The organism is Mycolicibacterium obuense, assembly GCF_055397605.1.
The window spans coordinates 4,652,596-4,666,017 of the sequence record NZ_AP043663.1 but is presented as its reverse complement, the minus strand read 5'-3'; the positions used below and the strand labels follow the sequence as shown (position 1 = coordinate 4,666,017).

Genomic DNA, 13,422 nt, shown 5'->3' with positions numbered 1-13,422 from the left:
GGGAAATCAGGGGTGGTGGAACTCCTCGGCTGCGTCGATCAGCCAATCCGCGAGGTAGCGGGCGAACGATGACCGCACGATGATGCGGTAGTCCGCACCGTCGTCACTCATCGGCACCAGCACCACCCCGGCGCGCCCGAGGACCGTCTGCGCGGCGTTGCCGGGACCGAACACCCGCGGGTGCAGATCCAGCGCACAGCCCTTGGCGAGCAGTGCGCGCGCCTGCGTGCCGCGCAGCCGCACCGACGTGCGCTGTGCCGAGACATCGACCGCCGCACCACCCTGCGCGGCCACGGCGTCGCGCAGGGCGGCCTCCAAGTCCTCGCCGTCACGCGTGGCCGACACGGTCAGCCACTCCTGCGGGCCGAACCAGATCACCGACACGTCGGACCCGTCCACGACGGTCGACGGTGCCGTCGGCAGCGCGTCGACGCCGAGGACGGCTGCGGCAGCAGCACCCCCGGGACCGGCCGGGTCGACCCACACCTCCACCATCGTGAAGAACGGCTCATCGGACACCGACGTCGACGCGGGCAACTCGGCCAGCCGCGACAGGTGGGCGTGCAAGGGACTGCGGCGCATCAGAGTGTCAGCCATCGCGGCGAGCTCCTTCGGGATCGACGAGCACAGAACCGGTGACCTCGACCGGCACCAGAGTGCCGTCGACCGGGACGTGCAGGGTGTGGCCGATGCGGTCGCGGCCACCCTTGATCAGTGCCAGGGCGAACGGGCGCCCGAGCTCGGCACTGCGATAACTCGACGTGACGTGTCCGAGCATCGGCACCGGCGGCGCGGGCAGCACCCCGTCCTCAGCGAACTCGATGATCTGGGCACCCTCGGGCAGCACCGTGTCCGCATCGGTGGGCAGCAGCCCGACGAACTGCTTGCGCAGCGGGTTCAGGTTCTCGCGCCGGGTGAACGACCGCTTCCCGATGAAGTCGGGCTTCTTCGTCGACACCGCCCACGCCATGCCGAGATCCTGCGGGGTGATCGTTCCGTCGGTGTCCTGCCCGATGATCGGGTAGCCCTTCTCGGCGCGCAGCACATGCATCGTCTCGGTGCCATACGGTGTGATGCCGTGACGCTCGCCGGCCTCGATCAGCCTCTCCCACAACGCCGTTGCGTACCAGCCCATGACGTTGACCTCGTAGGCCAGCTCGCCGGAGAAGCTGACCCGCGCCACCCGCACGTGCACACCGTCGATCGCGGTGTCCCGCCACGCCATGAACGGGAACGCCTCGTTGCTGACGTCGAGATCGCCGAACACCGCGCCCACCACATCCCGGGATCTCGGGCCGACGACTGGGAAGGTGTGCCACTGCTCGGTGACCGAGGTCAACCGCACGCGCAGATGTGGCCATTCGGTCTGCAGCCACTCCTCCATCCAGTCGAGGATGCGGGCCGCTCCGCCGGTCGTGGTGAACGCCATGTACCGGTCCTCGGCCAGGCGCATCACCGTGCCGTCGTCGATGACCATGCCGTCGACACTGCACATCACGCCGTAGCGGACCATGCCGACCTTGAGCGTGCTCATCATGTTCGTGTAGAGCAGGTCCAAGAACTCGCCGGCGTCGGGGCCCTGCACGTCGATCTTGCCCAGCGTCGAGCCGTCGAGAATGCCGACTCCTGTTCGCACGGCGGCGCATTCGCGCAGGACCGCGGTCTCCATGCTCTCCCCGGGGTGGGGGTAGTAGCGAGGTCGCTTCCACATGCCGACGTCTTCGAACACCGCCCCGCGCTCGACGTGCCAGTCGTGCACCGCGGTCACCCGCTCGGGGTCGTAGAGGCTGCCGCGGTCGCGGCCGGCCAGTGCGGCGAACGCGACGGGCGTGTAGGGCGGCCGGAACGTGGTGACGCCGAGTGTCTGCACCGGGGTGCCCAGCAGTGCCGACACGATGCCCGATGCCACCACGCCCGAGGTCTTGCCCTGATCGTGGGCGGTCCCGATGGTCGTGTAGCGCTTGATGTGCTCCATCGAGCGCATCCCGGCGCCGACGGCACGAACCAGATCGGCGACGGTGGCGTCGCGTTGGACGTCGACGAACTGTCGCGTCGCCGACGCCGGGTCGGGCACGTACCACAGCACGGCACCCGGTGCCTGTGGTCGACAGGTATCCGATTCTCCGGCAAGCGGATTCGTCTGTGCTGTCATTCCCAGTGCCGCGAGGGCAGCGGCAGCGGCTTCCCGGCCGCTGCGTAGGCAGCCGGGAAGGTCGAACTGACCGTCGGCCGCGCCGGCCACGCTCATGCCGTCGAGGTGCTCACCGGGGACGAAGGCGCCGAGCGTGTCGTCGTAGCGCAGCGTGCCGCGGGCCTGGCTGAACAGGTGCACCGCCGGGTTCCATCCCCCGCTGACGAGCAGCACGTCACAGGCCAGGACTTCCTGACTGGCATCTCCCGGGCGGCCGAGGACGGCGTGGGTGACCCGGGACTCGCCGCGCGTGCCGGTGACCACCGCACCGGTGTGGACCGGGATGCCGCGCGCCGCGAAGTCCTCGCGCAGCGGGGCGCCGATCTCGTCCCGCGCGTCGACGATCGCGGCGATCGTCGTGCCCGCGTCGTGCAGGTCGAAGGCCGCCCGGTAGGCGCTGTCGTTGGTGGTGAACACGACGGCCTGTTCACCGACCCTGACTCCGAAGCGGTGCAGGAACGTTCGTGCGGACGCGGCGAGCATGATGCCGGGACGGTCGTTGTCGGTGAACACCACCGGCCGTTCGTGCGCTCCCGCGGCGACGAGGACATGGCGCGCGCGAATCCGCCACACCCGCTGCCTGCTGACCCCGGCCGGCGCCTCGGCCCCGAGGTGATCTGTGCGCCGTTGCAGAGCCAGCACGAAGCCGTCGTCGTAGTGCCCGAACGCCGTGGTGCGCTGCAGGTGCAGGACATCGGGACAGCCGGCGAGCTCGTCGACGGCCTCGGCGACCCAGTCCATCGCCGGCCCGCCGGCGATGGTGTCGGCAGAACCGAGCAGGGCCCCGCCGGCCTCGCTCTGCTCGTCGATCAGCACGACCCGCGCCCCGGCCCGGGCCGCGGTCAGTGCCGCCGCGAGGCCCGCCGGTCCAGCGCCGACGACGAGGACATCGGTGTGCACATGGGTGCTGTCGTAAAGGGCGCTGTCAGGGATCTCGGCGAGGCGGCCCTGGCCCGGAAGTCCGCGTGCGACAAGGCCGTCGAACAACTCCACGGTGGTCGCCAGCAGCATCGGCTCGGGAAACGGGTGCTCGACCTGGACGAGACCGCCGGTGTCCTCGGCCCACGCGGCGGTGAAGCCGCGGGGGCGGCCGAGTTTGATGCTGGTGGCCACCTGATGCACGCCGTGGGCCAGCAGCGCCGAGGCGAGGGTGTCACCACGGTGTCCGGTGAACTCCCGGTCGTTGAACGTGAACGTCAGGGTGGTGTCGCGGTCGACGCGGCCACCCGTGGATGTGCGAAACGATGCGTTCATTCAGATCGTCGGCCTCTGCTCGTCCAGTCGGTACGTCCGCTGGAATCGGTAGGTGGCGGTGTCACGAACGGCGTTGAACCAGCGCCGGCATCCGTGGCTGTGGGACCATCGCTCGGCGAACAGCCCCTTCGGGTTGTCGCGGAAGAACACGAAGTGTGCCCACTGTTCGTCGGTCAGTGCCTGCGGGTCCTCGGGGTAGGCGATGTGCGCTTGGCCCCCGTAGTGGAACTCCGTCTCCTCGCGGGGCCCGCACCACGGGCATTCGATGAGCTGCATGGTGTGGCCTTTCTCAGTGCGCGACGCCGGCGGCGCCGTGCTCGTCGACCAGCGCGCCGGTGATGAACCGGTCGAGGCTGAACGGAGCGATGAATTCGTGCGGTTCGCCGGTTGCCAGCGTGTCGGCCAGACACCATCCGATCCCGGGGGTGGCCTTGAAACCGCCTGTGCCCCAACCGGCATTGAGGTACAGGTTCTCGTACGGCGTGTGGCCGACGATGGGGGAGGCGTCCGGGCAGACGTCGACGATGCCCGCCCAGGTGCGCAACAGGTGGGCGCGGGCGAACACCGGGAACAGTTCGACGGCGGCGGCCATCTGTCGTTCGATGACGTGGAAGGCGCCGCGCTGGCCGTACCCGTTGTAGGAGTCGATGCCGGCGCCCATCACCAGTTCGCCCTTGTGTGCCTGCGAGACGTAGACGTGGACGGCGTTCGACATGACGATGGTCGGGTGCACCGGCTCCAGGAGCTCGGAGACCAGGGCCTGCAGGGGGTGACTCTGCAGCGGCGTACGGATGCCGAGCATGTCCGTCAGTGTCGATGTGTGGCCTGCTGCGCACAGTGCGACGCGACCCGCACCGATGGTGCCCTGGGTGGTGCGCACCGCGGTCACCCGGTCGCCGTCGGTCTCGAAGCCGATGACCTCACAGTTCTGGATGATGTCGATGCCGGCCTGATCGGCGCGCCGGGCGAAACCCCAGGCGACATAGTCGTGTTTGGCGATCCCCGCCCGCGGCTGGTAGGTGGCGCCGAGCACCGGGTACCGGATCTCGTGGGAGATGTTGACGATCGGGCAGAGCTTCTTGACCTCGTCGGGGTCCACCCACTGCGCGTCGATGCCGTTGAGCTTGTTGGCCTCGACGCGCCGCACGCTGTCGCGCACATCCTGCAGGCTGTGGGCGAGGTTCAGAACGCCGCGCTGGCTGAACAGGATCGGATAGTCGAGATCGTCTTCGAGGGTCTCCCACAGCTTGAGGGCGTGCTCGTAGATGCGGGCGCTCTCGTCCCAGAGGTAGTTCGAGCGGATCAGCGTGGTGTTGCGCGCCATGTTGCCGCCGGCCAGCCAGCCGCGTTCGAGCACAGCGACGTTGGTGATGCCGTGGTTCTTGGCCAGATAGTGCGCGGTCGCCAGCCCATGGCCACCGCCTCCGACGATGACGACGTCGTAGTTCTTCTTCGGTTCGGGCGTCCGCCAGAGGAATTCGGGGTGATCGGGCAGGTGCGCCCCCGGCGGGGTGGGTTGTGTCGTCCCATGTGTCGTCACAGTGCGGTCTCCGTCAGTTCGGGGTACAGCGGGAACCGGCGCGACAGGACGTCGACCCGGGCGCGCAGGCCGTCGAGGTCCGCGTCGTCGGCGTCGGGACGCAGCGCCGCGGCGATGACGTCGGCGACCTCGGTGAAGCCGTCGAGGTCGAAGCCCCGGGTGGCCAGTGCCGCGGTTCCGATCCGCACCCCGGAGCTGATCATCGGTGGCCGGGGATCGAAAGGAACGGCATTGCGGTTCACAGTGATTCCGACCCGGTGCAGGCGGTCCTCGGCCTGCTTGCCGTCAAGTTCGGAGTTGCGCAGGTCGACCAGCACGAGGTGGACATCCGTGCCTCCGGACACCACATCGTTGCCGGCGGCGCGTGAATCGTCCTGCAGCAGGCGATCGGCGAGGATCCGCGCGCCGGCCAGCGTGCGCTCCAGGCGCTCGCGGAATTCTGGTTGGGCGGCGAGCCGGAAGGACACGGCCTTGGCGGCGATGACGTGTTCGAGGGGTCCGCCCTGCTGACCGGGAAACACCGCCGAGTTGATCTTCTTGGCCAGCGCCGCGTCGTTGGTCATGATGACGCCGCCGCGTGGACCGCCGAGCGTCTTGTGGGTGGTCGAGGTGACCACATGGGCGTGCGGCACGGGGGACGGGTGCAGGCCGGCGGCCACCAGGCCGGCGAAGTGGGCCATGTCGACCATCAGGTAGGCACCCACATCGTCGGCGATACGCCGGAATTCGGCGAAGTCGAGGTGCCGCGGATATGCCGACCAGCCGGCCAGGATCAACTTGGGCCGCCGCTCGTGGGCCAGCCTCTCCACCTCGGCCATGTCGACGCGGTGGTCGTGCTCGCGGACCTGGTAGGCGGCGACGTCATAGAGCTTGCCGGAGAAGTTCAACTTCATGCCGTGGGTCAGGTGCCCGCCGTGGGCGAGGGTCAGCCCGAGGATCGTGTCGCCGGGGGTCAGCAGCGCGGCCATCACCGCCGCGTTGGCCTGGGCGCCGGAATGCGGCTGGACGTTCGCATAGGTCGCGCCGAACAAGCTCGTCAGCCGGTCGATGGCGAGCTGCTCGACGACGTCGACGTGTTCGCACCCGCCGTAGTACCGACGGCCGGGATAGCCTTCGGCGTATTTGTTGGTGAGCACCGAACCTTGGGCCTGCATCACGGCCAGCGGTGCGAAATTCTCGCTGGCGATCATCTCCAGCGTGTTCTGCTGGCGGCCAAGCTCTGCCGAAATCGCCTGATGCACTTCGTGATCGAGGGTGGCTAGCGCTTGGCCGAGAATCGGGTTGGCGGCCTGGGCTGTGTCTGGGGGTGACGTGTCGACGGTCATGGTCGCCCTTCTCGATCTGCTTGATACGTGACTAATATATCAACTGTCGGATAGATTAGGATCAGTTCGCGGCCACGTCAACAGCGCGGCGGGTGAGGGAGTGGTGATATGACGGTGACGACTGTGACGACGTTGTCGGAGTCGAGTTTCGTCGACGCCGAGGCGGGCCCGGAGACCGCCGCCGATCGCGTGTACGAAGCGGTGCGGGAACGCCTCGTGATGCTCGACATCAGGCCCGGCGAGCCCATCAACGACGACCAGCTCGGCGCTGAGCTCGGAGTCGGTCGCACCCCAGTGCGCGAGGCGTTGAAGCGGCTGGAGCGGGACCGGTTGGTGACCGTGTATCCGCGCCGCGGGACGTTCGCGACCGCAGTGGACATGACCGATCTGGCGGACATCTCGGAGATCCGGCACCAGTTGGAGCCGTTGGCTGCCGCGCGCGCCGCGCGGGTGGCGACGACCGAATCGCGCCGCCGCCTTGCGGGCCTTGCCGAGAGCATCGCAAAGATCGCTGACTCCGACGACCCGCGGGATGTGCTGCGCCATGACGTGCGCGTGCACCGCGAGATCTATCGCGCGTCGCAGAATCCGCACCTGGAGTCGATTCTGGTGAGCCTCGACGCCCATGCCACGCGGATCTGGTGTCTTTTCCTCGATCGGCTACCCGACGTCGTCACCCACGTCCGCGAACACGTCGCCCTGTTGGAGGCCATCGTCGCCGGCGACGGTGAGACCGCGTCTGCACTGACGCTGTCGCACGTGACCGGCTTCGAGCACGCCATCCGCGCGTTGCTGTGACGGCGGTGCCGTAACCGCGCGACACACTGATATATCATCGGCGCACCAGGAAAGGGTGTGTCGGTGACGGTTGTCGGTGTGGAGTCGCTCGGCGAGGTCGATCTCAGTGCGATGTCGCTGGCCGATCAGGCCTACCTGATCATTCAGGACAAACTCATCATGTTGGACATTCGGCCCAACGAGGCGATCGTCGAGAGCGAGCTGGCCGCCGGCCTCGGGCTGGGCCGCACGCCCGTACGAGAAGCCCTCAAGCGCCTTGAAGCCGATCGGCTCGTCATCTCCTTCCCGCGCCGCGGAACGTTCGCCACCGGCGTGGATGTCGCTGATCTGCGCCACATTTCGCAGATCCGTGTGAATCTCGAACCGGTCGCCGCCCGCACCGCCGCCGAGAACGCGTCGGCCGCGATGCGCGCACACCTGCTCGAGCTCGCCGACCACACCGAGGCCCTCGAGATCGACACCATCGATCGCCACGAACTGATGCGGTGGGATCTGCGGGTGCACCGCGCCATCTATCAGGCCGCCGGCAACCCGCATCTGGAAGACGTCCTGATCCGGTACGACAACCTGGCCACCCGCATCTTCTGCCTGTTCCTCGATCGCCTCACCGTGGTGGCTCACCACGTCGGCGAACACACCGCCCTGCTGCGGACCATCGCCGAGGGTGACGGCGACGCGGCCGCCGCCATCGCGCTGGCACACGTCACCGGGTTCGAAGAAGCGGTCCGCTCCGTCGTGTAATCGTCGGGGTCGTGTAATTGTCGGGGTCGTGTGAGACCGTCAGCGGAACACCACGGTGCGGTGACCGTGGAGCAGCACACGGTTCTCGCAGTGCCAGCGCACCGCTCGGGAGAGAGCCAGCGCCTCCGCGTCCTGCCCGACAGTCGCCAACCGAGCGGGGTTGTGCGAGTGGTCGATTCGGATGACCTCTTGCTCGATGATCGGGCCCTCGTCCAGGTCCGGCGTCACATAGTGGGCCGTCGCACCCACCATCTTCACGCCGCGGTCGTAGGCCTGGTGATAGGGCTTGGCGCCCTTGAAGCCGGGCAGGAACGAGTGGTGGATGTTGATGGCCCGCCCCCGCAAGGCGGTGCACGCCTCGTCGGAGAGCACCTGCATGTAGCGCGCCAGCACCACGACCTGCGCGTCGAGCTCCTCGACGAGCTGCAGTAGCCGGGCCTCGGCTTCGGGCTTGGTGGTCGGCGTCACCGGGATGTGCACGAACGGCAGACCGGCCGCCTCGGCCATCGGGCGCAGCGCCTCGTGATTGGACACCACCGCCACCAGCTCCCCACCCAGAGTGCCTGAACGCCAACGGAAGATGAGATCGTTGAGGCAGTGTCCCAGCTTCGACACCATCACCACCACCCGGGGCGGCTGCGTCCCGTCGATCCGGAAGGTCATGTCGAAACCCGCCGCCACGGACGAGAACTGGTCGGTCAGAGTGGTCGTGTCGATGCCGTCGTCGGGGCAGCAGAACGTGGTGCGCAGGAAGAACGACTGGCTCACGTCGTCGTCGAACTGTTGGTGTTCGGCGATGTCGTAGCGGCGGGAGAAGAGGAACGAGCTGACGGCGTGCACGATGCCGGGCCGCTGCGGACAGCTCAGTGTCAGCGTGAATGTCTGTGTCATGAGCGGATCTTCGCCATCTCGGGATCGACGAGTGGCTCGGCGACGACGGTGGCGGGGACCCGACGGTCGAAGTACACGATCTCCACCGGAGTTCCGACGGTGACCGACGCCGGCAGCCAGGCGTAGGCGATCGGGGCACCGACGGTGTGCCCGAATGCCGCACTGGTGATGTAGCCGGCCGGCTCGCCGTCGAGCAGCACCGGTTCGGAGCCGAGAACGACCGAGCGGCCGTCATCGACGGTAAGGCAGACCAGGCGACGACCGACGGTGTCGTCGGAGATCTCGGCAAGTGCCTCGTGTCCGATGTAGCCGTCCTTCTGCGGGCGCACGGCAAAGCCGAGGCCGGCCTCGTACGGATTGTGTTCGGTGGTCATGTCGGTGCCCCACGAGCGGTACCCCTTCTCCATCCGCAGGCTGTTGAACGCGGCCCGGCCCGCCGCGATCACGCCATGACGCTGCCCCTCCTCCCACAGCGCATCCCACAGTCGCAGGCCGTGTTCGGCGGTGGTGTAGAGCTCCCACCCGAGTTCGCCGACGTAGGACAGGCGCATCGCGGTCACGGGAACCCCGGCGATCCGCACCTGCTTGCACCGGAAGTACTTGAAGCCGGCGTTGGTGAAGTCGTCGCGGCTCAGGGCCGACACCAGGTCGCGGGCCCGGGGACCCCACACTCCGATGCAGCAGGTACCGCCGGTGATGTCGCGGACGACAACGCCGTCACCGGCCTGACGGCGGACGTAGTCGAGGTCGAGGTTGCCGTTGACACCGACCTGGAAGGTGTCGTCGGCGAGCCGGGCGACCGTGACGTCGCTGCGCACACCGCCTGCGGCGTCGAGCATGAGCGTGTAGGTGACCGAACCGACCGACTTGTCCATCGTGCCTGTGGTGAGCCGCTCCAACAGCTCGACGGCGCCGGGTCCGGTGACCTCGAGGCGCTTCAACGGCGTCATGTCGTAGAGGGCGACGGCTGTTCGGGTGCGCCACGCCTCCGCCGCGGCGATCGGCGAATGGAACATGCCCGCCCAGGCATCACGTTGCGGCGGTTGCCATTCCGCGGGCAGGTCAGCGACGAGGTCGGCATTGGCCTCGAACCAGTGCGGCCGCTCCCACCCGCCGGCCTCGAGGAACACCGCGCCGAGTTCCCGCTGTCGCGCATGGAACGGGCTCACCCGGAGGTCGCGCGGAGATTCCTTGGGTTGCAACGGATGCAGGATGTCGTAGACCTCGATGAAGTTCTGCTGGGAGGTCTCGCTGACGTACTCGGGGTCGAGCTGCACTTCTTCGAAACGATGTACATCGCAGCCGTTCAGTGCGACCTCGGAACGGCCGTCGACGAGCACCTGTGCCACAGCGCGCGCAACTCCGGCCGAATGCGTCACCCAGACCGCCTCGGCGATCCAGAAACCCGCGACGTCCGGTGATTCGCCGATCAGCGGGTTGCCGTCCGGGGTGAACGAGAAGATGCCGTTGAAGCCCGACTCGATGGTCGCCGTCTGCAGGCAGGGCAGCAGGAGCTTGCTCTGCTCCCAGGCCGGCGCGAAGTCCTCCTCGGTGAAATCCAACATGGAAGGCATTGTCTCCGCGGTGATCTCGCCGCCGGGCAGCTCGCGAAGGTCAACGGGCATCGGCCGGTGGGCATACGATCCGATGCCGAGGCGGTCGACGTGCTCACGGAAGTACAGGTCCTGGTCCTGGTGGCGCAGGATCGGGAAGCCGGCCTCGGATGCCTCCGTGTTGCGTCCGGCCAGCTCGGGGATCTGATGGGTCTTCACGTACTGGTGGGCCAGGGGGAGCAGTGGCACGTCCATGCCGACCAGTGCGCCGAGCTCGGGACCCCAGAAACCGCCGCAGGACACCACGATATCGGCGGGCACGGTCCCCGTCGTCGTCGCGACGCCGGTGACCTTTCCGCCGCTGTGCTCGATTCCGACGACCCGCGTGGAGCCACGGAACTCGGCCCCCCGACTCTGTGCCCGGCGGGTGAGTGCGACGACGACGCGAGATGCCTTGGCCAGCCCGTCGCTCTCCACGTGGAGACCGCCGAGGATGCGGTGAGGATCGAGGAGCGGATGGAGCTTGGCGCACTCCTGCGGGTCGATGACGCGCGCGGCGACTCCCCACGCGGTGGCCCAGCCGTGGCGGCGGTGCAACTCCGCGAGCCGCTCTTCGGTGGTCGCGACCTCCAGTCCGCCGACCTGGTTGAAGCACCACGCCCCGTCGACGTCGAGCGTCAGGAACTTCTCCACGGTGTACGACGCAAACGTCGTCATGGTCTTCGAGGAGTTGGTCTGGAACACCAGGCCCGGCGCGTGCGACGAGGACCCGCCGGTCAGCGGTAGCGGGCCCTGGTCGAGAACCGTCACTCGATCCCAGCCGCGGGCGGTGAGTTCATCGGCGAGGTTGGTGCCGACGATGCCGGCACCGATGATCACGACGCGAGGGGATCCCATGTGCGTGGCCGCTCCTTGGTAATTGATCAACAACTGATATACCAACCTAAGGCGCGGCCCGTCGGTGGTCAACCGCTGCGGCACGCCAGTCGGCACTCGGCAGGTCATTTGAACACGCAGTAAAAATTTCCGTCGAAATACTTGACTGCTGTCAGCTTTTGTTCATACGTTGTCGGTATGGCGTGGGTGACGCCACAATTGCCTCCAGGAGTGACATGCACAGCACACCGCGCACCGCGATCATCGGAGCCGGCATCAGCGGCCTCACGACCGCCAAGAACCTGCAGGACGCCGGCGTCGACTTCGACTGCTTCGAAGCCTCCGACCGGGTCGGCGGGAACTGGGCCTTCCGCAACCCGAACGGGCACTCGAGCGCGTACCGCTCGCTGCACATCGACACCTCACGGGATCTGCTGTGCTTCAAAGATTTTCCGATGGACCCGAATCTGCCGGACTATCCGCACCACACCCAGATCAAGGACTACCTCGACGACTACACCGACGCCTTCGGTCTGCGGGAACGCATCAGCTTCGACACCGCGGTCCAGCACGCACACCGTTACCCGAACGGCGGGTGGCGCATCGACACCAGCGATGGTCAGAGCCGCGACTACGACGCGCTGGTGGTGGCCAACGGTCACCACTGGGACCCGAGATTTCCCGACTTCCCCGGCCACTTCGACGGCGAAACCATCCATTCGCACGCCTACATCGACCCGACCGAGCCGCTGGATCTGAAGGGCAAGCGCATCATCGTCGTCGGAATAGGGAACTCCGCGGCCGACGTCGTCTCCGAACTGTCCCAGAAGGCGTGGCAGAACACGGTCTACCTGTCCACCCGCTCGGGCGCCTGGGTCGTGCCGAAGTACATCTTCGGCCTGACCGCGGACAAGATCGCCAGGACGTTGCCGGTCATTCCGTTGTCGTGGCAGCGACGCGTGATGCGGCCGGTTCCCCGGTTGCTCTTCGGCAACCCCGAGCACTACGGGCTGCCCACGCCCAATCATCACTTCCTGGAGGCGCATCCGACGCAGTCGGCCGAACTGCTGATGCGACTGGGTGCCGGCGACGCCGTCGCGAAACCGAACATCGAACGCCTCGACGGCGACACGGTGCACTTCGTCGACGGATCGTCGGTGACGGCCGACGTCATCATCTACGCCACCGGCTACAACATCACGTTCCCGTTCTTCGATCCGGACTTCCTCAGCGCCCCGAACAACAAGCTGCCGCTGTACAAGCGGATGCTCAAGCCCGAGCTCGACGACCTGATCTTCGTGGGCTTCGCCCAGGCGCTGCCCACGCTGTTCCCGTTCGTGGAATGTCAGGCCCGCTTGGCGGCGGGCTACCTCGGCGGAACCTATCGCCCGCCGTCGGTCCGCGAGATGCACGCGACGATCGCGGCCGACGAGCGCAAGTACATCGGCCATTTCGCGGATCGGCCGCGGCACACGCAGCAGGTGGACTACTTCGACTACGAGCGCGACATGCGCAAGCGGGAACTCCCGGCAGGCGCCCGCCGGGTGGCGCGGCGGGGCCCCGTCACGCTCACCGGCCGCATCCCGCAGGCGTCGACGCATGGCCGTTGATTCGGAGGCGCGGTCCTCAGGACGCAGCACACAGCGTCCGCAGCCGCGAGGGGAGGAACGCAGGTCCAGGCTGCTGGCCGCCCTCGCGCACCGACTCGACAGGCAATCGCTGGCAGAGGTCTCGGTGGCCGACGTCGCCAGCGAAGCGGGGCTGGCGAGGTCGGCGTTCTACTTCTACTTCAGCAGCAAGAACGAGGCGGTGACGCATCTGCTGGCCGGCATCTTCGATACTCAGATCAGCGATGCCGCAGAGGTTTTCGGTCGCGACGGCGACGCGCGCGAGAACCTCTCACAAGTTCTGTTGCACACCGTCGAATCCTGGGTCGCGCAGCGCAGCAGCTTCCTGGCGATGCTCGACGCCCGCGACGCCGATGCCGATACGCGGGTCATCTGGGAGTCGTGGTTGACCCGCTACGAGGACTTCGTGGCGGCCTACATCGACGAGCACAGCGTGCGCGCCGCCGGGTGCGCCTCGCGAGATCTCGCGCATTCGCTGCTCTCGCTCAACGAACGCGTACTGGAGCGATTCCTGCGGGGCAACGGTCTCGACACTGCCGACGACGTGCATCGCTCGCTCACCCACGTCTGGACATCTGCGATCTTCGGCAGCGCACCATGAGGCACCCCTGAAAAGGTGTCGAGA

The 13,422-nt window shown here is 67.5% G+C and carries 11 protein-coding genes; 4 read left to right on the top strand and 7 right to left on the bottom strand.

From position 1 onward, the window contains the following. Positions 1-6 precede the first annotated feature (6 nt). The 5 genes from ACZ50N_RS22405 to glyA are packed head-to-tail and all read right to left on the bottom strand — an operon-like array spanning position 7 to position 6,310. Complete coding sequence (locus ACZ50N_RS22405; protein ID WP_464473801.1) at positions 7-597, bottom strand: sarcosine oxidase subunit gamma; 591 nt, start codon at positions 595-597, stop codon at positions 7-9. Further along, entirely contained in the window at positions 590-3,445 is a 2,856-nt protein-coding gene (locus ACZ50N_RS22400) for a 2Fe-2S iron-sulfur cluster-binding protein (RefSeq protein WP_464473800.1), read from the bottom strand. Before ACZ50N_RS22400 ends, ACZ50N_RS22405 begins: the two co-directional genes overlap by 8 nt. Next, entirely contained in the window at positions 3,446-3,721 is a 276-nt protein-coding gene (locus ACZ50N_RS22395) for a sarcosine oxidase subunit delta (protein ID WP_464473799.1), read from the bottom strand. It abuts the gene before it with no gap. Positions 3,722-3,734: 13 nt separating this feature from the next. After that, complete coding sequence (locus ACZ50N_RS22390; RefSeq protein ID WP_048423875.1) at positions 3,735-4,985, bottom strand: sarcosine oxidase subunit beta family protein; 1,251 nt, start codon at positions 4,983-4,985, stop codon at positions 3,735-3,737. Further along, positions 4,982-6,310 carry a serine hydroxymethyltransferase gene (gene glyA, locus ACZ50N_RS22385; protein WP_464473798.1) on the bottom strand — a complete coding sequence of 443 codons (1,329 nt, stop codon included), beginning with the start codon at positions 6,308-6,310 and terminating at the stop codon, positions 4,982-4,984. Before glyA ends, ACZ50N_RS22390 begins: the two co-directional genes overlap by 4 nt. 108 nt (positions 6,311-6,418) lie before the next feature. Here glyA and ACZ50N_RS22380 point away from each other — a divergent pair, with 108 nt between their 5' ends. Both ACZ50N_RS22380 and ACZ50N_RS22375 read left to right on the top strand, forming a co-directional pair. Then, entirely contained in the window at positions 6,419-7,108 is a 690-nt protein-coding gene (locus ACZ50N_RS22380; protein ID WP_048423873.1) for a GntR family transcriptional regulator, read from the top strand. Between the two features lie 111 nt (positions 7,109-7,219). Beyond that, positions 7,220-7,849 carry a GntR family transcriptional regulator gene (locus tag ACZ50N_RS22375; RefSeq protein WP_048423923.1) on the top strand — a complete coding sequence of 210 codons (630 nt, stop codon included), beginning with the start codon at positions 7,220-7,222 and terminating at the stop codon, positions 7,847-7,849. Between the two features lie 39 nt (positions 7,850-7,888). Here ACZ50N_RS22375 and purU read toward each other — a convergent pair whose 3' ends face one another. Both purU and ACZ50N_RS22365 read right to left on the bottom strand, forming a co-directional pair. After that, a complete protein-coding gene (purU, locus tag ACZ50N_RS22370; RefSeq protein WP_048423872.1) occupies positions 7,889-8,740 on the bottom strand; it encodes a formyltetrahydrofolate deformylase in 852 nt (283 codons plus the stop codon). After that, complete coding sequence (locus ACZ50N_RS22365; protein ID WP_464473797.1) at positions 8,737-11,190, bottom strand: GcvT family protein; 2,454 nt, start codon at positions 11,188-11,190, stop codon at positions 8,737-8,739. The genes purU and ACZ50N_RS22365 overlap by 4 nt, the downstream gene beginning before the upstream one ends. Positions 11,191-11,405: 215 nt before the next feature. Between ACZ50N_RS22365 and ACZ50N_RS22360 the strand changes: the two genes are divergently transcribed. Both ACZ50N_RS22360 and ACZ50N_RS22355 read left to right on the top strand, forming a co-directional pair. Next, positions 11,406-12,779: a flavin-containing monooxygenase gene (locus tag ACZ50N_RS22360; RefSeq protein ID WP_073683168.1), complete on the top strand. Its 1,374-nt coding sequence runs from the start codon at positions 11,406-11,408 to the stop codon at positions 12,777-12,779. Beyond that, positions 12,769-13,398, top strand: a complete 630-nt coding sequence (locus ACZ50N_RS22355) for a TetR/AcrR family transcriptional regulator (RefSeq protein WP_073683169.1) — start codon at positions 12,769-12,771, stop codon at positions 13,396-13,398. Before ACZ50N_RS22360 ends, ACZ50N_RS22355 begins: the two co-directional genes overlap by 11 nt. The last annotated feature ends 24 nt before the right edge of the window (positions 13,399-13,422 follow it).